Origin of the sequence: Chlorogloeopsis fritschii PCC 6912, from assembly GCF_000317285.1 — a bacterium.
Lineage (GTDB): Bacteria > Cyanobacteriota > Cyanobacteriia > Cyanobacteriales > Nostocaceae > Chlorogloeopsis > Chlorogloeopsis fritschii.
Genome location: NZ_AJLN01000096.1, coordinates 1 through 19,763, shown reverse-complemented (window position 1 = coordinate 19,763; position 19,763 = coordinate 1). Strand labels below are relative to the sequence as shown.

Sequence of the window (19,763 nt, the reverse complement as noted above, 5' to 3'; positions counted from 1 at the left end):
TGGGAATAGCCTTTGCTTACTTATAAGCAAGAAGGTTAGTAATAAGACGACAAGGTACGTCTTATCTTTTAATCCCTTGAACCTCAACTTGCTCATTCAAAATCGATTCTTATAATACGCCTATGAACCGGATCACAAATTTATTTCAAAACAAAGCTATTGCCTGGATCAGCGTTTTTCTCATACTCGTGGCTTATTGGACTATAGTCAATATAGCCATGTAATTAAAAGAGAACAGGGCTGGGGTAACAGATAAATTGAAACTATAAGCTGGGTTTTCTTTTTAGGAAAGCCCAGTATTTTTATTTTTTAAAGGGGAACAGAGGATTTCTTCGCACTTTGCGTTTTCGGAGGCTAGAGATTTGGTAGTTTTAAGATACACATACAAGTAAAATACAATTTATATCTTTATTTAACTTACTTTCTAAAAAAATTATGATTTTTGCAGGTAAACGACCAAATAGTTTAGGTGTTCGTGATGGTAAATTGGCATCTTGCCCTAAATCACCTAACTGTGTTTCCAGTCAGAGTACAGATGCAGTTCACAAGATTACTCCCTTAACATACACTTCTACTCCAGAGCAAGCACTAGCAGATATCAAAAGTGTAATTCAGTCTTTACCACGAACAAAAATCATCACCGAAAGCAATGACTATTTATATGCAGAATTTAAGAGCGCTTTGATGGGATTTGTGGATGATGTAGAGTTTTATGTAGACCGCAATGCCAATGTTATTCATGTTCGTTCTGCTTCGCGTTTAGGTCAAAGTGATTTGGGTGTGAATCGTCAACGTGTAGAGACAATTAGAACAAAGTTAAACGAGATCCAACAAAACCGTCGTTAGCTAGAGGAGAAGATATGCCTGAGGCTATAGCATATTTGAGTTGTTGTCTTGTAAAAATCACAAGTTATGAGTCAGGCAGTAATCCCACCCATAACTGTTCCACCGATGGATCGGTATAACCAAGAGTTAATTGAAAATCTCCACCCTCCAGATTGGGTTAACCCAGAACCTGCCTCTTGCTATAACTTGGTGGTAATTGGTGCGGGTACTGCTGGATTGGTAACGGCGGCGGGTGCAGCTTTGTTAGGTGCTAAAGTGGCTTTGGTGGAAAAGCACCTGATGGGTGGTGATTGCACAAACGTAGGTTGCGTGCCATCAAAAACAATGATTCGCTCGGCGCGTGTGGTTGCAGATGTTAAGTACGCTGAAAAATTCGGCATTGGCACTCCTTCCCACACGAATGTTGACTTTCCGGCGGTGATGGAACGATTGCGACGCATACGCGCAGAAATTAGCCCTAATGATTCTGCCAAGCGATTTCAGCAAGAGTTTGGAGTAGATGTATTTTTTGGTCAAGCATATTTTTCGAGTCCTAACACCGTAGAAGTAGCACAGCAAACTTTGCGCTTCAAAAAGGCAGTAATTGCTACTGGTTCATATCCTCAAAAACTATCAATAGAAGGTTTGGAAGATACAGGTTATTTAACTAACGAAACCGTATTTTCCCTAACAATACGACCAAATCGCCTGGCTATAATCGGTGGAGGCTATATTGGTTGTGAATTAGCTCAAACGTTTTGTCGCTTAGGTTCACAAGTTATTTTGTTGCAAAGAGGCTCTCGTTTACTAACTCGCGAAGATGCAGATGCAGCAGCAATTATCCAAAAAACATTTGTCAGTGAAGGCATTCAGTTGATTCTGGAATCCAATATCAAACGCGTAGAACGTCAGGATACAGAAAAAATCATTTACTACGAAGTAAACGGGCAGCAAGAGAAACTTGTAGTAGATGACATTCTTGTGAGTGTTGGGCGATCGCCTAATGTTGAAGATTTGAATTTAGAGATTGTGGGTGTCAAATTTGACCAAAAACAGGGAGTAATTATTAACGATTACCTCCAGACAACTAATTCTCGTATCTACGCAGTGGGAGATGTTTGCATGAAGTGGAAATACACCCACGCTGCGGATGCGGCAGCACGAATTGTAGTCCAGAATTCGCTCTTTTCTATTTTGGGACTGGGACGAAAAAAACTGAGTTCACTAACCATGCCTTGGTGTACTTACACCGATCCGGAGATTGCCCACGTTGGCATATATCCCCACGAAGCCGAGAAAAAAGGCGTCGAAATTGATACATTGTATGTTCCCCTCAATACCGTAGACAGAGCAATTATCGATGGTGAAGCGGAGGGATTTGTCAAAATTCATGTCAAAAAAGGCACCGACAAAATTTTAGGAACAACAATAGTGGCACGTCATGCCGGAGAGATGATTAACGAAATTACTTTGGCAATGACGAATAATTTGGGATTAGGAGCGATCGCTAAAACAATTCACCCCTACCCCACCCAAGCAGAAGCGATCCGCAAAGCCGCCGATGCTTACAACCGTAACCGTTTGACTCCTGGGGTGAAAAAATTAACTTCTACCTGGCTAGCGTGGAGGCGTTAAAGCTACAAATGTCCTCAATTCGAGAGGGCGACATCAGAGATGTTTCCATTTTGCTTGCGGATGTTTTCCTTGACTGCTTGCCAATCGATGCGGTCAAGCACACCTGCATCGGTTGCCAATTCGCGAATCATAGCACGAGGATCTTTGCCGTGATTATAAAGATTATAAACGTCGGGGTAACTTGCCATCCAAATGCGATCGCCTTCGACTGCTAGCTTGATTGGTTGATAATAGATGTAGACAGGGGTTCCTACTTCTACTCGTTCGTAAAGATCCTCGACGTCTGATTTTAGCATTCGCACGCAGCCATGAGACTCGTAATCCTTAATTGAGGCTGGATCGATAGTGCCGTGAAAACCGTAACTTCCATTGCTAAACCCAATCCATCGTGTGCCAAGGGGGTTATTTGGGCCGGGTGGAACTTGTTGTTTAACCTCCAAACCCTTGCGTGCCATTTCTTGCTGGATTGATTGAGGAACGTACCAAGTCGGGTTTTTTGCCATACGAACAACTTTAGTATGCCCCAGAGGAACTTGCCAATTGCTGCGGGAAACCCCGACAGGATAGCTTTTGACGATTTGTCCATCGCGGACTAGGTATACATGAGCTTCTGGCACATTTAGAACAATACCATTTAGGCGATCGCTAAACTTTGGCTCAATGCGCCTTTGATCGATGCGAAGCTTTCCGGAACTCAGTTTCTCGATCCGACTAGTAGGTTGACCATAGTAGCTAGCAAGCAAGTCAATACTCATACCCTTGGGGTTGGAGATTTGATTTACTCCCCCAACCAAACGGCCTGGCAACAAAGGTGCAAGAGTTTGCCCCTTTTGATCTGTTGTAGCTAACGAAGGTGTTGGGCGAAAACTCCAGGCAGTCAAAGCAGCCATTGTAATGGCAAGTAATTTTGTGAAATTAGTCATTGGTCATTGGTCATTGGTCATTAGGTGCAGACGCGAGGAACATCGCGCCTGTAGAATTAGTGGTTAGTTGTAAAAATGAATAACCACTAACTAAAAGACACGGAATTACGACTTCCCTGACGGATCGGCAGCGTGAACTAAATCTGGCTGTTCTTCAATTGGCGGACGCTGAATAACCTGTTCACCAGTAGGTCTTGTTTGTTCTCTAAATTCATGTAGCTGCACGGGCTTACCTGTTTGTGCTGATGCATTAATTGCACGGATAATGCGAACATCAGCCAACCCTTCTTCACCAGATGGTTCTGGATCTTTACCAGTTAATACGCAATCTGAGAAGTAGACGATTTCGGCGGCGAATTGATCTCCGGCGGGAAAAGATTGTTCTTGCGTCTCGTTATTAATAGTAATTTGTTGCTTCAGTTCTCCTTGATAGGAGTATGCCGAATCCATCCGCAAGTCGCCTTTGGTTCCCAATACTTGCAAAGTAGAAACTGGTGCAACGCCAAAGCTAGAAGTAAAAGTTGCCAGCTTATCACCAGGAAAACGTAGAATAGCGCTGGTCATTTCGTCAGCTTCCTCGAAGCGCTCTTCACCGTTCTTGCCACAGAAAGCAACGACTTCTGTTGGTTCATCTTGAAACAGATAACGAGCGGCATTGATACAGTAGATGCCCATATCGTAAACTGTTCCACCACCATTGGAAATTGGTTCTAACCTGACGTTACCTTCAGCAACCTTCTGAGAAAATGCAGAGTTAAAAATGCGGGGTTCGCCAATTTTCCCTGATTTGAGAATTTCCACTGCCTGCATATTTGCCTTGTCAAAATGCAAGCGATAGGCAATCATTAGTTTGACATTATTATCTTTGGCAGCACGAATCATCTGTTCACATTCTTGTTCTGTTACTGCCATTGGCTTTTCACAAAGTATATGCACTCCAGCATTCGCTGCTTTTACAGTGTATTCACAATGTAGATGATTGGGCAGAGCAATATACACTGCATCAACTGCACCACTTCTTAAAAAGGCTTCGTATTCTTCATAGGTGAAAGCAGGAACTCCATACTTTTCGCTCAGTTCCTTGCGCTTGACTTCATCTTCAGAAAACAATGCTACTAATTCAGAGTTTTCAGTATGGGCAAAGGCTGGTAGAACTGTTTCTTGGGCAATCCAACCTAGCCCAATGACAGCATAACGAACTTTGCTCTTACTGTTAGTTTGGTGTGCGTTTGTCATTCTTTTATCTCCAGATGCAAAATTTACGCTTATATATTTGCTAGAAAATAGAGGAACTTATTTTCTGCCCTACCTTCAAGCAGATGCTCCTACTGGTTGTTTGAGTAAAGATTTTGCAGCAGCAATAATTGCATCTGCATCTATCTTGGCGGCGTGTAGTAATTCTTCTGGCGTACCCGATCCTGGCATTTCCCGTACTGCCAGGTGAATAACTTGTAACTTTGGCCCCCCATAAGTAGGTGCAGTTTCAGTACCAGCAAAAGCTTCAAGCACTGCTGCACCCAACCCGCCTTCACTCCAGTGGTCTTCGACTACAATTAAGTTACCGTTGGTATCGCTAACTGCTTGGTAAAGAGTTTGTGCATCAATCGGTTTGACTGAGTAGAGGTCAATCACACGTATAGAAATGCCCTGATTGTTAAGTTCTTCATACGCTTTAAGAGCTTCGTGTAAAGTTACACCTGCCCCAATCACTGTTACTTGATCGCGATTAGAACTGCGGATGACTTTACAACCTCCAATTGGAAATTCCTCGTCAGGACTATAAATCACTGGGGTTTTCATTCGGGTTGTTCGCAGGTAGACAATACCTTCACAGTCAGCCATTTGAGCTACCAATTTAGCTGTCTGGTTACCATCGCAAGGATAAAGGACGGTGCTACTCCATACCGATCGCAAGGATGCAATATCTTCCAATCCCATCTGAGAGGGGCCATCCTCACCAATAGATACCCCCGCATGGGAACCCACTAGTTTGATGTTGGCACGAGAGACGGCTGCCATGCGGATAAAATCGTAAGCACGGGTGAAGAAGGCTGCAAAGGTAGAAGCAAAAGGCTTATATTTCCGTACTTGTAAGCCTACTGCCGTCGCTACCATCTGCTGTTCGGCAATATACATCTCAAAATAGCGGTCTGGATAAGCTTCAGCAAAGTCTTCAGCGTAAGTGGAATTACTGACTTCGGCATCAACAACGATTACATCCGGTCTAGCTGCTCCCAGTGCTTTGAGTGCTTCGCCGTAGGCTTTGCGGGTGGCAATGGAATTACCTTGTTTGTAAGTTGGCAGTTGCAAAGCTTCCAATTTCCCTATAGAAGCTGGTTTGGTTTGGGGATCGGGTTTTTCTACTTCAATGATGATATGACGTTCACCACCAAGTTCGGCGATCGCTTTTTTGGCTTCCTCTTCTGGTAGTGCTTTACCGTGCCAACCACCAATATCCTCAAAAGCTTTTACTCCTTTGCCTTTGATAGTTCGCGCTACAATTGCCGTTGGGGAGTCAGTGTTACTTATCGCTTCAGTATAAGCTTCGTCAATTTCTGTTAAATTGTGTCCGTCAATTTCGATTGCATTCCAACCAAAAGCTTTAGCGCGATCGCAATATGCTTGAGTATTCCACCCCAACATTGTTTGTCCGCGTTGCCCCAGGCGGTTAACATCAATAATGGCAACTAAATTTGGTAGCTTGTAGTGTCCTGCCAGTTCAAAAGCTTCCCAAACTGAACCCTCTGACATTTCGCTATCGCCCAGCAGCACCCAAATGCGGTAGGATAACTGGTCAAGATACTCCCCAGCTAAACCCATACCAACACCTGTAGGTAATCCTTGACCGAGGGAACCAGTTGCCACATCCACCCAAGGTAAGACGGGCACGGGATGTCCTTGTAAAGGACTGCCAAACTGACGCAGTGACATTAACTCTGCATCAGAAATAGCTCCTGCGGCTTTGTATAAAGCGTATAGTAAAGGTGAAGCATGGCCTTTAGAAAAAATCAGGCGATCGTTATTGGCATCATCGGGATTGCCGAAGTCGTAGCGGAGATAATTAGACAACAGCACTGCCATTAAGTCAGCAGCAGACATCGAAGAAGTCGGATGTCCTGAACCAGCGGCAGTTGTGGCGCGAATACTTTCTATACGAAGTTGCTGCGCCAGTTCATGCCATGCTTGCAGTTGTTCAGCGGTAGCCATAACCGAATTTCCTTATTGAGGCACGAAGTATCCAAAGTCAAAACTAGCGCCAGTTATCCCCTAGCTAGGAAACTAGCGTCGATTAAACAAAACAAGTTGGTAAGTAAATGGACGTAAATAAACATAATTATGAGGTTTATTATTAGTTAGTAGTTGTTAGTTGTTGTTTGTAACAACAGCTAATAAATTACTAATCATTAACCCCTAAAATTTGCCATGAGAGATAGGTTTATCAAAGCCTACCCGTCATAATTTTTTCTTAAAATAGCAGACTCTACTTTTGATAGATATCTTGCTTCTAAATTAAATACTAATAAACTTAACTCCATCCTCCTAGCGACTGAGAAGATTATGATTGATAAAAAAGTTTTTTATTGTAAGCTTTAATATAGATAATTTACTTTTAAGTTAAAAATAATCTTATTTAAAACAGCATAAATTTAATCTTTTCGGAAAATCTTGATTTCAAAGCAGATCTGCTTCTAATTTAGAGCCTCGCTCTCCTAATCTATGTAAATATAGAGTTTTGGGCAGAGGAGACTCTTTTGTTTCATAATTTTGAAGTAGAAACAGCCAGTATTTGTGGTAATTCCACAAATTATCGTCTGCGGGCAGCAATTGTGTAACTTGGACGCTGTGACGGTTCTCTTTGAGTTTTCACCAACCGCAATTCATGGTCTACATATAAATGCTCCAACACAGGAGTTGCCAAATATGTTTTTTCAAATTTCTTAATAGTAGTTTTGTCTAGATTTTCTAATTTCAGTGCTTTTGGTAATCCTCCTGTTTGCAAAGCTTGCTTAATTTTTGAGTTAACTACATTTGTAAACCAATCATCTGCATCATCAATAGTGAGAGGAATTTCTCTATTCCTAAAAGCCTGAAAAATACCTATATTTTGAATGCACCATTGATTATCGCAAACTGCATATTTTTGCATGACCATGAAATCATAAGTAGGTAATTTTGAGGTCACGTTTTTCCAGAACGAAGACTGTTGCCCTGGTGCAAAACGAGCGATATTAGCGTACAAGCCATCATCGTGAAAAATTTGGTAAGACTGTTCGCGTATCCGCCCTGGTAAAATGTCATGAAAGGGTATGGTAGACCATACTGGAGTCCAAACCCCAAGTACAACTGGCAATTGGTCTTCAACTACAGGAAAAGGATTACGCTGCATCAATTCTTCAAAATACGGCTGTAATTCCTCTTGATAGAAATTGACTTTGGTCTTTAAGTTTTCTGCATCTCTGCCTTCAACCAGTTCCAATAGCTCATTTTTAAGTTCTTGTGTACTTAGGTAGCCAAATTTATTTCCAACTATAGTGCTAACCATTTTTAATTACACTCCATAAATAACTATTAATATCTAAAGTCAATTCTTGGTAACGTTAACCCTGACAAATAAAATAATTATGAGGCTTGCTTCCCCATACATATAAATTCAAATTTAATAATTGAAGCAAACCTCATGACACATAAATGTAGATACTACCACCAAATGCGATTTCCGTTTTCATCAACTCGCGCTTGCCGGATTACATCAGAAATTTCTTCGGCATCTTTAACATGGTGGAGTGCTTTTTTCTCTCCATTTGGATATTCAACAATAAAGTAAGTGGGAACTTTAATCCAGTCACCTGTAATGTCAGGAACATCTACAGCAACTTGTTTAGCTTTTTCCTCAATTTTTTGAGGGCGATCGGCAATTCTATCTCCTGGATTTACCGTTAAGTTTCTTTCCTTAACGTTCGGCTCTTCTTGAGAATGCCAATCTTCACTTACTGGTTGATTGATGGGGCTATCTATCTGGCTATTCATAAAGCTATTTTTGATGTAAATGTTCGTTAATGTATGACTACAATCACTCTAGACAATCAAAATTTGAATTGGCTCTTTCGTCAGAGGGAGTTTATGTTTAAGTAGATATTGGAATATTTTGACAATAAGGCAGAAGGCAGGCGGCAGGAGGCATAAGGGAAGACTCTTTTCATTCCCTCGTTGTGGATAACTGCTTATGGGGTTCTCACTTTAAAATAGGTCAAGAGTGGAGGATATAAAGCAGAAGGTTGAAAAGTTTTTTATCCTTTCTGATGTACACAGTTCATCACGCTTACTTTCTCTCTGTAGTAATAACGCTTCTTAATTACTAGTTATGTTCATATACATAGAAAGTTGAACCTAGCTACTTTAAAGTATCCCTAACAAAATCATGATTTCTACTCTGATAAATTTAAAGCTAATTCTTCAGATATATGTCTTTTGTCTAATGTGACTACGGCATTATTTGTCAAATCACCCGCGATCGCACGTGGGGATTCGCATCTGGATTCCAATTACCCATAGTCAAGCCACTAAACGCAGATTAGCGTTGCAGATTGTTGGAAAAAATCATTACGTAGTTGGTAGTTGATTGTGTATTGTAGGAATAGTGTTACAAATTCACAAGGCAACGAAGCCTCTGCTTTCAAATCTCCTCATCAAAACCGAATGGCAGTGACTATTGACTTTTTCCCCTAAATAGAGTATAAAGGCAAGTCATAAGAAAACGTAAGTTCAAAGCATAAACGTGAATATATCTCCATCTCCGACTAAACCGCGTGTCTTATCATGGCAGGCGGTTTTCTCACAGTTAATGTTTATTTTCATGTACTTACCAATTCTGGTACTTGCTTTTTACAGCTTCAACAAGTCGCCTTACAGTGCGACATGGCAAGCGTTCACCTTAGATTGGTATCGCAATTTATTCAGTGATGAGCGGATTCTATTGGCTTTACAAAATAGTTTGATAGTAGCCTTTACTGCTGTGGGTATTTCATCGGTGCTGGGGACTTTGATGGCAGTGGGATTGGCGCGTTATTATTTTCCAGGTAAAGCCTTGTATCGTGGTATTTCTTACTTACCGTTGATTATTCCCGATATTGCGATCGCTGTTGCTACTTTAGTTTTTCTGGCAGCTTTTGCTATTCCCCTGAGTGTGTGGACGATTGTCGCAGCCCATGTGGTTTTCTGTCTTGCTTACGTTGCTTTAGTTGTTTCTTCCAGGCTTACTAATTTAGATCCTCACCTAGAAGAAGCAGCATTAGATTTAGGAGCTACACCATTACAAGCCTTTCTGAAAGTCTTATTACCCCAGTTAATGCCTGGGATCGTGGCTGGTTGTTTGTTAGCCTTTGTCCTCAGCTTAGATGACTTTCTCATTGCCAGCTTTACAGCTGGTAGCGGTTCTAGCACCCTGCCAATGGAAATTTTTAGCCGCATCAGAACGGGAGTCAAACCCGATATTAATGCTTTGAGCGTCATCTTAATCTTAGTGTCTGCGATCGCTGCTTTAGTCGCTGAATTAATTCGCGCTTCCTCTGAACAAGAAAGTCATTAGTTATTGGTCATTGGTCATTATTAAAAGGGAATAGGGAATAGGGTTGGGGGAAATGTTTATTACTTTCCTTGTCCCCTTGTCTCCTTGCCTCCCCCTCCCATTCCCTACGCTCACTTGACAAAATTAACCACTTGAGAGTATTATTCTCTCTATAATGGAAATCCGTGTGTACATATTTATTTATATTTAAACAGTTCTAAGTACAGGTATACAAATAAAGTGGGCTTATTCATCTGTAAGACCTGATGTGTGAGTAAACGCAGGTGAATAAATTTCTATATTTATTTGTCTACATATCTTCAAGTAAATACTACTGGGCATACTCTCGAAAGGATGCAATCTCCGGCACCAATATGCAAATCTGCCAAAATCTCAATTGCTCAAATCCCTTCAATGCTGATGGCAATAGATTTTGCATTAGTTGTGGACAAAGCAACTTTGGCGCATTGCTGCGAAACCGCTACCGTGTATTGAAATTATTGGGCGAAGGCGGTTTTAGCAGAACTTATGCAGCAGAAGACGTTGATAGACTTAATGCTCCTTGTGTCATCAAGCAATTTCTTCCCCAAGTTCATGGTACTTCCGAGCGCACTAAAGCAGCAGAACTATTCAAAGAAGAGGCTTTTCGGTTATATGAACTAGGAGAAAATCACCTGCAAATTCCGAGATTACTTGCTTATTTTGAACAAGGTACAAGTTTGTATCTTGTTCAAGAATTTATTCACGGAGACACTCTGTTAACGGAAGTTCAACAACAAGCCTTTTCTGAAGAACAAATACGGGAAGTTTTGGCTGATTTATTGCCAGTTCTCCAATTCATTCATTCGCGTAATGTTATTCATCGAGATATCAAACCAGAAAATATTATCCGTCGTCAAATTGATGGCAAGCTAGTATTAATTGATTTTGGCGGTGCTAAACAGGTAACACAAACTAGTTTGGCTCGGCAAGCTACAGTACTTTATACAATCGGTTATGCGCCAAACGAGCAAATGGCTGGATTTGCTTGTCATGCCAGTGATTTGTACGCTTTGGGTGTGACTTGTGCGCGACTTTTGACTCAATGTTTACCTATACGAGATGCTTACGGACAAATTCGCGATCGCCTTTACGATCCCATGAGTGGAAAATGGTTGTGGCGCGAGATTCTACAAGAAAAAGGTGTAACCCTCAGTGACGATTTAGGGCAAATTCTAGATAAATTGTTGAAAAATCTGGCATCAGAAAGATATCAATCAGCGACAGAAGTTCTCAAAGATTTAAATCTGAAAAAGTTATCTTTGACATCGCAGATGTTAACACTTTTCCAGCCAGAATTTCCGACAACAACACCACAAACAAGTAAATTAGCATTTACTACCTTAGAAACCTTTGAATTTGAAGTAGTCACAGTAGACACTGCTGCCAGAGAAATTAGCCGTAGCCATCGCATTGCCAATTACTATTCAGAATACTTAGGACACGCAGTAAATATAGAAATGGTTGCTATTCCTGGCGGTAATTTTATGATGGGTTCCAAAGAAGACGAAGGAAACGCAGATGAACGCCCGCAACATTCAGTTACCGTTAAACCCTTTTTTATGGGGAAATATCCTGTAACTCAAACACAGTGGAGGGCGGTAGCAGCTTTACCCAAAGTCAAACAATCTTTGAATCCCTATCCATCTAAATTTAAAGGTACCAATCGCCCAGTCGAAAATGTATCTTGGCACGAAGCAGTTGAATTTTGCGCTCGATTGTGGCAAAAAACTGGACGGCACTATCGTTTACCCGGCGAGGCAGAATGGGAATATGCTTGTCGTGCTGGCACAACCACACCTTTCCACTTTGGCGAAACAATAACTGCTGAATTAGCAAATTGCAGTAGTGGCGACTCACGAGAAGCAAGCAGCAAACACCGTAAAGAAACTACTCCTGTGGGTCATTTTGGTTTAGCTAATGCCTTTGGCTTATATGATATGCATGGGCTAGTTTGGGAATGGTGTGCCGATCCTTGGCATAAAAATTACGATGGCGCTCCCAATGATGGATCGATTTGGGAAGTAGGGGGAGATATGCACCGCCGAGTGTTGCGTGGTGGTTCTTGGAGTTTTAGCCCAGAATCGTGTCGCAGTGCTAGTCGTAGCTGGAATGAAGCGGATGGTGGATTGCGGATCTGTGGTTTTCGGATTGTAGCTGCTTTTTTTGATCCTTAAAGCGCGATCGCATTGCTTGGTTGGAGCAGTGCTAATGATTAGCTTTTCTTATATAAAGAAGAGAGGTAGATAATTCTACCTCTCTTACCAGGGAGATATGTCAATCAGTTAAAGCTTGTCAGCTTTAGTATCTGCTGGGTTTGTGAACAATAAAGCTGAGAATTTGGCACTGCTTAATGTTATCAAAACCAACAACGCGGATAAAGAAGTTGGGATACTGAGAGCGGCAAGCTTGAACTTCGCTCAATACTTCTTGAGTGCTTCTGGCGTTGAACAAAGGCAGTTTCCACAATGTCCAGTAGTATTCGGTAGGCTCAGAAGTTTCGTTGAACTCAATAGCCGGAATATAACCTTGATTGAGGATGTACTGGATCTGTTTAGCAATTTGAGCATCACTCAGAGGAGGCAAATAAGAAAGGGTTTCGTAACGACGCTCTTTTGGTAAAGTTTGCATAGCTAATGAAAATGGGTAGTAGTTTACACCAGTTATCAGTTACCAGTTATCAGTTACCAGTTATCAATTTTTTCACTGTCTACTGTTCACTGTTCACTGTTCCCTGTTCACTGTTCACTGTTCGGATCTGAAGTGGCTTGTTGTTCTGATTGAGAACTGGGGTTAGACACATTAATTTGCGTGATTCGCTCTAGATGCTGCCGACGGTGTTCCATATTGGCTTGTTGAATGCCACTACGAACCATTTCTGGTAAGTATTCGGTGATTTCCTCCGCTATATGTTCTCTGACTGTCATGATCCGCAATGCCAAATCTGCTTTCTCTTGAAACAGGCTTTGAATATATGTTTCGCTGTCCTGAATTTTGTCGGCAGAAAAGCGTTGCAGCCAAAGTGCCAAGGGAGGATTTGTTTCACCAAGTTGACTTAACACTGTCTTGAGCGCCTGATAAGTCAGGTAGCTTTGCAGCGTCTTAGCTGTGTCTTTTGCAATTTGTTTTAGATTCATGCCTGACCCCAGCACTAAATAAGTAAAAAGTCAAGAGTAAAAAGTAAAAAGAATTATTTTCTTTTACCTTTTACCTTTTTACTTTTCACATGACGATCAGACGGTATCAACTGCCTCAAACTCGAACTTAATTTCTTTCCACAGTTCGCAAGCAGCGGCCAATTCAGGACTCCACTTAGCGGCTTCGCGGATAACATCGTTACCTTCACGAGCCAAGTCGCGACCTTCGTTACGAGCTTGGATACAAGCTTCCAGAGCGACACGGTTAGCGGTAGCACCGGGAGCGTTACCCCAGGGGTGACCAAGAGTACCACCACCGAATTGCAGTACGGAGTCATCACCGAAGATTTCTACGAGAGCAGGCATATGCCATACGTGGATACCACCAGAAGCAACTGCCATTACACCAGGCATAGAAGCCCAATCTTGGGTGAAGTAGATACCGCGAGACTTGTCTTGTTCAACGTAGTTTTCACGCAACAGGTCAACAAAACCCATTGTGATCGCGCGATCGCCTTCCAACTTACCAACTACGGTACCAGTATGGATGTGGTCACCACCAGACATCCGCAGAGCTTTCGCCAAAACGCGGAAGTGGATACCGTGGTTCTTTTGACGGTCGATTACCGCGTGCATCGCCCGGTGAATGTGGAGCAACAAACCGTTGTCGCGGCACCAACGAGCCAAGGTGGTGTTAGCGGTGAAACCAGCAGTTAAGTAGTCGTGCATGATGATGGGCATATCGAGTTCTTTAGCGAACTGTGCCCGCTTCAACATTTCTTCGCAGGTGGGAGCGGTTACGTTGAGGTAGTGACCTTTGATTTCACCTGTTTCAGCTTGAGATTTGTGGATCGCATCAGCAACAAACAAGAAGCGATCGCGCCACCGTTGGAAAGGTGCGGAGTTGATGTTTTCGTCGTCTTTGGTGAAGTCCAAACCACCGCGCAAGCACTCGTATACTGCACGTCCGTAGTTCTTCGCAGACAGACCCAACTTGGGCTTAATTGTACAACCCAACAAAGGACGACCGTACTTGTTCAGTTTGTCACGCTCAACTTGGATACCGTGAGGAGGCCCCTGGAAAGTCTTCAAATAAGCTACAGGAATCCGCAAGTCTTCCAGACGCAGAGCTTTGAGAGCTTTGAAACCAAACACGTTACCTACAATAGAGGTAAACATATTGGTTACAGAACCTTCTTCAAACAGATCCAGGGGATAGGCAATATAAGCAATAAATTGGTTGTCTTCACCCCGAACTGGTTCAATATCGTAGCAACGACCTTTGTAGCGATCTAGGTCGGTGAGCAAGTCTGTCCAAACGGTTGTCCAAGTACCAGTGGAAGACTCAGCCGCTACAGCCGCACCTGCTTCTTCAAAGGGAACTCCAGGCTGAGGCGTAACCCGGAATGCCGCCAGAATGTCTGTATCTTTTGGTGTGTAATCAGGGGTGTAATAGGTAAGTCTATAATCTTTTACCCCAGCTTGATACCCTGCTTTTGTCTGAGTCTTCGTTTGAGCGTAAGACATAATTCCCTTCCAAGAAGTCACTCTTTCTACTTACAAAATTACGTTGCGCGCAACTTCCTCTTAACTCTCCTGCTTCCCTTGCTAAAAGGAAGATGATAGGAAAATTTTTACCTTGGAGCGATCGCGCTTTAGCTTTAAAACTTAACAGCACTTTTCTCCGGATGAGAACCCTCACTAAGTCAACACAAGAGCTAACGCCCCTTATGGCGTCAAAGGAGATGTTCCCATCGGTGTTTTTCCTTTGTAAAGCGCACATCTGTACGCTTTTACTTTTCCTACATCCCAGGAGTAAAACTTAATTTTTTATTTGTTCCTCGCGCTCCACTAAATTTTTTTGGGTGCCATTAAACTTCGCGATGTAGCGAACATGGCTTTTTGTCCCCTAGCACTCTCCCTACTGCCTCAAAAAGTGGCTAAGAAGAGAGCAACAACTGCATTGGTTTTGGGGACTGACAGGCATGAACTAGCAAGTCTCTTACTTTTTCACACCCTAAAACTCTCCCATTAGTGGGTAGAGACCAGGAAAAACTTTAAATTGGCTTGTATTTAGAGGAGCAGTGAGTAAAACACTAATTGCACACCACGTAAATTTGTAACTTGTTTCACAATATATCAAGAATGTAATAAGTTATTCTTTGAATCTTTTTAACTTTTATATTTAAATTTCTTATTAAATACTGATTTAAACATTTTGTTAAAGTTGCTTTACAAACTGTCAGTATTATGTCGAACAAGGGAACAGGGTTGGGGGAATAGGGAATAGAAAAGGAATGATTTCTCGTTACCAGGTTCAACCTGGTAACGAAGGTTTCGAGGCTCTGCCTCTAAAACTGTCAACCTGGTAACAAAGGTTAAAGACTCATCGACGAGTATTTAGAACTGATGAACGAGATTCAAAGACTCACCGACGAGTATTTAGAACTGATGAACGAGGTTTAAAGACTCATCGACGAGTATCTGAGATTGATGAATGAGATTCCAAGACTCATCAACGAGTATCTGAGACTGATGGACGAGGTTCAAAGACTCATCGACGAATATCTGAGACTGATGAACGAGATTTAAAGACTCATCGACGAGTATCTGAGATTGATGAATGAGGTTCAAAGACTCGTCTACGAGTATCAATATATCAAGAACTAGATCCAGCTTTAGCAATTTTACTTTTGCCGATCGCTTTAAAGCGTTCTCCTAATTGTTCGGCAAGAGTTTTTAAGCCAGGAGTCTTTTTCGTAGCTGTCTTTACATAGTCATAAACTGTCAAACTGCTGCTCATGGCTTCACTACCGACTGCCAGTAGAGTATCATCTACCTGTTCGGTGAGTTGTCGCATTGAAATTAACAGTTCGGTGAGTGTGGCGGCTAATTGATAATCTCGGACAAATTCCTCAATATCAAAACTAGCTGGGAGAATGTCGGGGTTAGACTGAGCAGCGGTGATGCTATTGTTAACGAAAGCTAAACTTTTATCGCCCATTTTCACTCGCTTGCGCCGTTCTTCCGTGCTGAGTGTAATCAGAAAAGGTAGCTTTTTTTGAATTGTTTGTAGCGCTGCTTTGATTTCTTGGATATCCTCTGGCGAAAGCTTGGCTGTGATATTTTGGTATGCCATCGTATATTTACCTGGTAGTGCTGAGAATTAAGTAGCAATGTTTTCTATGTTTAGGATTCCCGCAGGTAAATGCGATCGCACATTTTGTGGCAATGTAGAGAGCAATTGAGGAGCGATCACACTAAATGGTACATACACTCAGAGATATTTGTGCATTAAGCAACTTTAAATGATGTTCCTAGCGTTTGAGGCTCTGGTAAAGGTTCACCATCTTCCAAAGCTGACTCAATGAGAAGTTCAAGTACTTCTTGAGCATTTTTAAGAGCCTCTTCATAAGTATTTCCGTGAGTGCAAGGCTGCATTACATTAGTAAATTCAGGCAATAAAACCACATAACATTGGTCTTCCTCTGACCATTGAATAACGATTGTATATTTCATTCTTCTGTCTCCTCTTTTTCTTCCATTTTCTTTAGTTCTTCAAGTGCTTGATTGACTTGCTTTTCTAAATAAAGTTTTGCATCACTGCCATCCTTACCAGCGATGATAATAGCTTGAGGTAATTTTGGATGAGTCCATTTGCTATGACTAGCTTTTGTCGGTCTATAAGTAAATCCTGCTTGCAGCAACAAGCTTTTGAGTTCTCTGATTTTCTTGGGCATACACTCAGCTTACATTCTCAAGCCCTACTGCCTCAATTTATAATGCTTCCGTTTGACTGCTAATCTGGAATACTTGCCCTTATCATTGATTCTACTGACAATAACTAAGCGATAATAAGCTTATCTGCCCATAAAAGCACAGTTATGACTTGCTGCCTCAATCCAGCTTGCCACAACCCGCCGAATCCTGATGGCACAATGTTTTGCTCTCACTGTGGTACAGGACTAGTAGTGCTAAGAAACCGCTATCGCCCGATTAAATCATTAGGTGGTGGGGGATTTGGTAAAACCTATTTGGCAGAAGATATAGACAAGCTAAATGAGCGTTGTGTCATTCGCACAAGTAACAAGTAAAATTGACCAACAATACAGAACTATTAATCTTGATTATTCTTCTGTTGTTGAACTCTTTTAGCGATCGCTTCCTCAATTATCCGAATATTCTCTTTTATAGGTTGACCATCTTCAGTAAACATCGACGGATATATAATTGCTTGGGAGTCGGAAGTACGCTGACTAAATAGGATTTCCAACGCTTCTATATCTTCCCGATGAGCAAGCATATATTGAGCCAGAGGCTCTAGTTCTCGTTACCAGGTTGAACCTGGTAACGAGGGTTTGGAGGTTCTACCTCCAGAATATTTAAGAGATTTTGAGAAAAATCACAAATTAAAGTTTAAAAAGTACGCTTCCAGGGAACACTGAAATTAACCTGACGCCCGTTGAGGCAAAGGTCATAAAAACTGTCTTTAGAGGAAATTTGCCTGTGAAAGTGTTTTGCAAACGTACTAATTTATTAATCAGTTTTACCTTGTTGAGCTTGGTAACTTGGCCGAGTTTAAGTAATGTAGCGCTAGGAATTCCAGCAAATCCGTCAAAAGTTGATAATAGTACTCCACCACCAAAAATTCCTAATGTTAGTCCGCCTAAAGTTACCCCCTCTTATCCAGCAACTGCACCACCGCGACAAGTAGATCCTTTACCTGACGATCGCGATGTACAAGAACGCATACAAGAAACTGATTATCGCGTTAGCGTATTGCAGCCAGATTATACAGGCAATCTCTGGGTAGCTTCTTGGCGGGGATTGTCGCGGATTGAACCCAATACAGGCAAAATCTTAGCTCGTGTAAGTTTACCGAATCAGGCTATTGGTGCTTTAGCCCAAGACAAAGTCGGGCGCTTGTGGGTAGGAACTTATGAAGGATTAAAACGAGTAGATCTTCAGACGAGCGAAATTACAGCACAAAACTTATTTTTGCCTTCTAAGAGAGTATTGTCTCTACTGGTTGACAAGCGAGGTTATTTATGGACGGGAACAGATAACGGTTTAGCCTTAATTAGCCCCGATCAAGGTTTGATTATGACTACAGTCAAAAATCTTCCTGGTGTTAGTGCAAATGCTTTGACTTTAGACGCACAAGGACAACTTTGGGTAGGAACGCTTGATGGTGTAGTGCGAGTAAATACGGCTAATGCCTATATTATGAAGCGGATTGACCAGTTACCAGGAACAACCGTGCAAGCTCTGGCTATTAGTCCGGAGGGTTTGATTTGGGCGGGAATGCCAAATAGTCTTTTGGTAATTAACCCAAAAACTGGTATTGTGTTGCGATCTGTAACTCCTCTGAGGGGACGCGATGTAAAGGCAATACGTTTTGCTAAAGATGGTAGTGTTTGGGTTGGTACTAGTAACGGTTTGCTACGATTAAATCCGCATACTGGAGCTGTACTAGACCAACAAGTCCCTGGACTTCCTTCTAGTCGTGTGCTTACTCTTGCCCCTGATGTTGGTAATAAATTGTGGATTGGCACCACAGAAGGTTTAGCTTGGCTAATGCCGAAAACAATCGGCGCAAAACCCCATTTAGCTTTTACTCGCGCAGTTAAGTAGGGAATAAAAGGGAACGGGGGAATAGAGGACAGGGAACAGGGTTTCAGATGGTAACAGATAAATTCAAGAATTGACGTTGTATGAAACGAAGAATACAGAATACAGAATCTAGAATAGTTCTGTACTCTGTATTCTTTTTTGTTAAAGAGTCTTAATACTAACCCCTAGACTCTAACCTCTAGCCCCTAATTGAAAATGGCACTCACCACGCAGCAACTAATTCAATGGAAACAACAGGGACGCCAAATTGTGGCGTTAACCGCTTGGGATTATGCGATCGCCCAACTACTTGATCTTGCTGGTGTGGATTTAATCTTAGTAGGTGATTCAATGGCCGTAGTGTTGGGGTATGAAACAACACTACCAATAACCCTAGAAGAGATGCTTTACCATGCCAAAGCAGTCCGTCGTGGCGTGAAACGCGCCTTGATTGTCGTAGATTTACCATTTTTAACGTATCAAGAAAGCATCCAACAAGCTATAAACTCTGCCGGACGTGCTCTTAAAGAAGCTGGAGCGCAAGCAGTAAAATTAGAGGGTGGATACCCGGCGATGATAGAAACCATTACTCGTTTAGTGCAAGCGGGAATTCCGGTGATGGGTCATGTCGGTTTAACACCACAATCAGTCCATCAAATCGGCTTGCGGCAACAAGGCAAAACAGAAACAACACGGGAGCGAATTTTACAAGAAGCGATCGCTCTCGAACAAGCGGGTGTGTTTTCCATAGTGTTAGAGCATATTCCCGCTGATTTAGCACTGCAAATTACACAAAAACTCAGTATTCCCACGATTGGAATTGGTGCCGGGCCGCATTGCGATGGTCAAGTTTTAGTTACTTCTGATGTTATCGGTCTTTCGGAAAAACATCCACCATTTGCCAAAGTTTATACCAATTTGCGCGACACGATTACCAAAGCAGTGCAGGATTATAGTGTTGAAGTCAGAGAGCGAAAATTTCCAGAATAGGGTATTAATCCAGACGAGTAAGCTTTAATACTGATT

The 19,763-nt window shown here is 42.0% G+C and carries 19 protein-coding genes and 1 pseudogene; 7 read left to right on the top strand and 13 right to left on the bottom strand.

Annotated features, from left to right (window positions below):
• Nucleotides 1–435: 435 nt before the first annotated feature.
• Nucleotides 436–846, top strand: coding sequence for a DUF1499 domain-containing protein (locus UYC_RS0118305; protein ID WP_016875869.1), 411 nt, complete (start codon nucleotides 436–438; stop codon nucleotides 844–846).
• A 66-nt stretch (nucleotides 847–912) separates the two neighbouring features.
• The gene (locus UYC_RS0118300) at nucleotides 913–2,460 is read left to right on the top strand and encodes a mercuric reductase (protein ID WP_026087536.1); all 1,548 of its coding nucleotides are present in this window, start codon (nucleotides 913–915) and stop codon (nucleotides 2,458–2,460) included.
• Between the two features lie 14 nt (nucleotides 2,461–2,474).
• On the opposite strand, the gene UYC_RS0118295 is transcribed toward UYC_RS0118300, so the two are convergent.
• The 5 genes from UYC_RS0118295 to UYC_RS0118275 form a co-directional block, all read right to left on the bottom strand.
• On the bottom strand, nucleotides 2,475–3,383 hold the full coding sequence (locus UYC_RS0118295; RefSeq protein ID WP_016875871.1) for a L,D-transpeptidase: 909 nt from the start codon (nucleotides 3,381–3,383) through the stop codon (nucleotides 2,475–2,477).
• Between the two features lie 105 nt (nucleotides 3,384–3,488).
• A complete protein-coding gene (locus tag UYC_RS0118290; protein ID WP_016875872.1) occupies nucleotides 3,489–4,619 on the bottom strand; it encodes a Gfo/Idh/MocA family protein in 1,131 nt (376 codons plus the stop codon).
• 75 nt (nucleotides 4,620–4,694) lie between these two features.
• On the bottom strand, nucleotides 4,695–6,590 hold the full coding sequence (locus UYC_RS0118285; protein ID WP_016879606.1) for a transketolase: 1,896 nt from the start codon (nucleotides 6,588–6,590) through the stop codon (nucleotides 4,695–4,697).
• 598 nt (nucleotides 6,591–7,188) lie between these two features.
• Nucleotides 7,189–7,926, bottom strand: coding sequence for a hypothetical protein (locus tag UYC_RS0118280; RefSeq protein WP_016875874.1), 738 nt, complete (start codon nucleotides 7,924–7,926; stop codon nucleotides 7,189–7,191).
• A gap of 155 nt (nucleotides 7,927–8,081) precedes the next feature.
• Nucleotides 8,082–8,411, bottom strand: coding sequence for a hypothetical protein (locus tag UYC_RS0118275; RefSeq protein WP_016875875.1), 330 nt, complete (start codon nucleotides 8,409–8,411; stop codon nucleotides 8,082–8,084).
• Between the two features lie 748 nt (nucleotides 8,412–9,159).
• Between UYC_RS0118275 and UYC_RS0118270 the strand changes: the two genes are divergently transcribed.
• Nucleotides 9,160–9,969: an ABC transporter permease gene (locus UYC_RS0118270; protein WP_321164263.1), complete on the top strand. Its 810-nt coding sequence runs from the start codon at nucleotides 9,160–9,162 to the stop codon at nucleotides 9,967–9,969.
• A 353-nt stretch (nucleotides 9,970–10,322) separates the two neighbouring features.
• Entirely contained in the window at nucleotides 10,323–12,164 is a 1,842-nt protein-coding gene (locus UYC_RS0118265; protein ID WP_016875877.1) for a bifunctional serine/threonine-protein kinase/formylglycine-generating enzyme family protein, read from the top strand.
• Nucleotides 12,165–12,288: 124 nt separating this feature from the next.
• Here UYC_RS0118265 and UYC_RS0118260 read toward each other — a convergent pair whose 3' ends face one another.
• The 7 genes from UYC_RS0118260 to UYC_RS0118230 all read right to left on the bottom strand — a co-directional run bounded on the left by UYC_RS0118260 (nucleotide 12,289) and on the right by UYC_RS0118230 (nucleotide 16,864).
• Nucleotides 12,289–12,618, bottom strand: a complete 330-nt coding sequence (locus tag UYC_RS0118260) for a ribulose bisphosphate carboxylase small subunit (protein ID WP_016875878.1) — start codon at nucleotides 12,616–12,618, stop codon at nucleotides 12,289–12,291.
• A 107-nt stretch (nucleotides 12,619–12,725) separates the two neighbouring features.
• Nucleotides 12,726–13,124 (bottom strand): RuBisCO chaperone RbcX, encoded by a 399-nt coding sequence (gene rcbX / locus UYC_RS0118255; protein ID WP_016875879.1) that lies wholly within the window; start codon nucleotides 13,122–13,124, stop codon nucleotides 12,726–12,728.
• A 96-nt stretch (nucleotides 13,125–13,220) separates the two neighbouring features.
• Complete coding sequence (locus UYC_RS0118250; protein ID WP_016875880.1) at nucleotides 13,221–14,651, bottom strand: form I ribulose bisphosphate carboxylase large subunit; 1,431 nt, start codon at nucleotides 14,649–14,651, stop codon at nucleotides 13,221–13,223.
• A gap of 915 nt (nucleotides 14,652–15,566) precedes the next feature.
• On the bottom strand, nucleotides 15,567–15,758 hold the full coding sequence (locus UYC_RS37900) for a hypothetical protein (RefSeq protein WP_157171254.1): 192 nt from the start codon (nucleotides 15,756–15,758) through the stop codon (nucleotides 15,567–15,569).
• Between the two features lie 25 nt (nucleotides 15,759–15,783).
• The gene (locus UYC_RS0118240) at nucleotides 15,784–16,263 is read right to left on the bottom strand and encodes a hypothetical protein (RefSeq protein ID WP_016875881.1); all 480 of its coding nucleotides are present in this window, start codon (nucleotides 16,261–16,263) and stop codon (nucleotides 15,784–15,786) included.
• Nucleotides 16,264–16,418: 155 nt separating this feature from the next.
• Nucleotides 16,419–16,643, bottom strand: a complete 225-nt coding sequence (locus tag UYC_RS0118235; RefSeq protein ID WP_016875882.1) for a type II toxin-antitoxin system HicB family antitoxin — start codon at nucleotides 16,641–16,643, stop codon at nucleotides 16,419–16,421.
• Nucleotides 16,640–16,864, bottom strand: coding sequence for a type II toxin-antitoxin system HicA family toxin (locus tag UYC_RS0118230; protein WP_016875883.1), 225 nt, complete (start codon nucleotides 16,862–16,864; stop codon nucleotides 16,640–16,642). The genes UYC_RS0118235 and UYC_RS0118230 overlap by 4 nt, the downstream gene beginning before the upstream one ends.
• A gap of 144 nt (nucleotides 16,865–17,008) precedes the next feature.
• On the opposite strand from UYC_RS0118230, the pseudogene UYC_RS36635 reads away from it, so the two are divergent.
• Nucleotides 17,009–17,203, top strand: a pseudogene (locus UYC_RS36635) (4-Cys prefix domain-containing protein); the annotation flags it as partial.
• A gap of 38 nt (nucleotides 17,204–17,241) precedes the next feature.
• On the opposite strand, the gene UYC_RS0118225 reads toward UYC_RS36635, so the two are convergent.
• Nucleotides 17,242–17,427, bottom strand: coding sequence for a DUF6887 family protein (locus tag UYC_RS0118225; protein WP_016875884.1), 186 nt, complete (start codon nucleotides 17,425–17,427; stop codon nucleotides 17,242–17,244).
• 203 nt (nucleotides 17,428–17,630) lie between these two features.
• Here UYC_RS0118225 and UYC_RS0118220 point away from each other — a divergent pair, with 203 nt between their 5' ends.
• Nucleotides 17,631–18,758 carry a ligand-binding sensor domain-containing protein gene (locus tag UYC_RS0118220; RefSeq protein ID WP_016875885.1) on the top strand — a complete coding sequence of 376 codons (1,128 nt, stop codon included), beginning with the start codon at nucleotides 17,631–17,633 and terminating at the stop codon, nucleotides 18,756–18,758.
• A 195-nt stretch (nucleotides 18,759–18,953) separates the two neighbouring features.
• Complete coding sequence (gene panB / locus UYC_RS0118215; RefSeq protein ID WP_016875886.1) at nucleotides 18,954–19,727, top strand: 3-methyl-2-oxobutanoate hydroxymethyltransferase; 774 nt, start codon at nucleotides 18,954–18,956, stop codon at nucleotides 19,725–19,727.
• Nucleotides 19,728–19,763 lie beyond the last annotated feature (36 nt).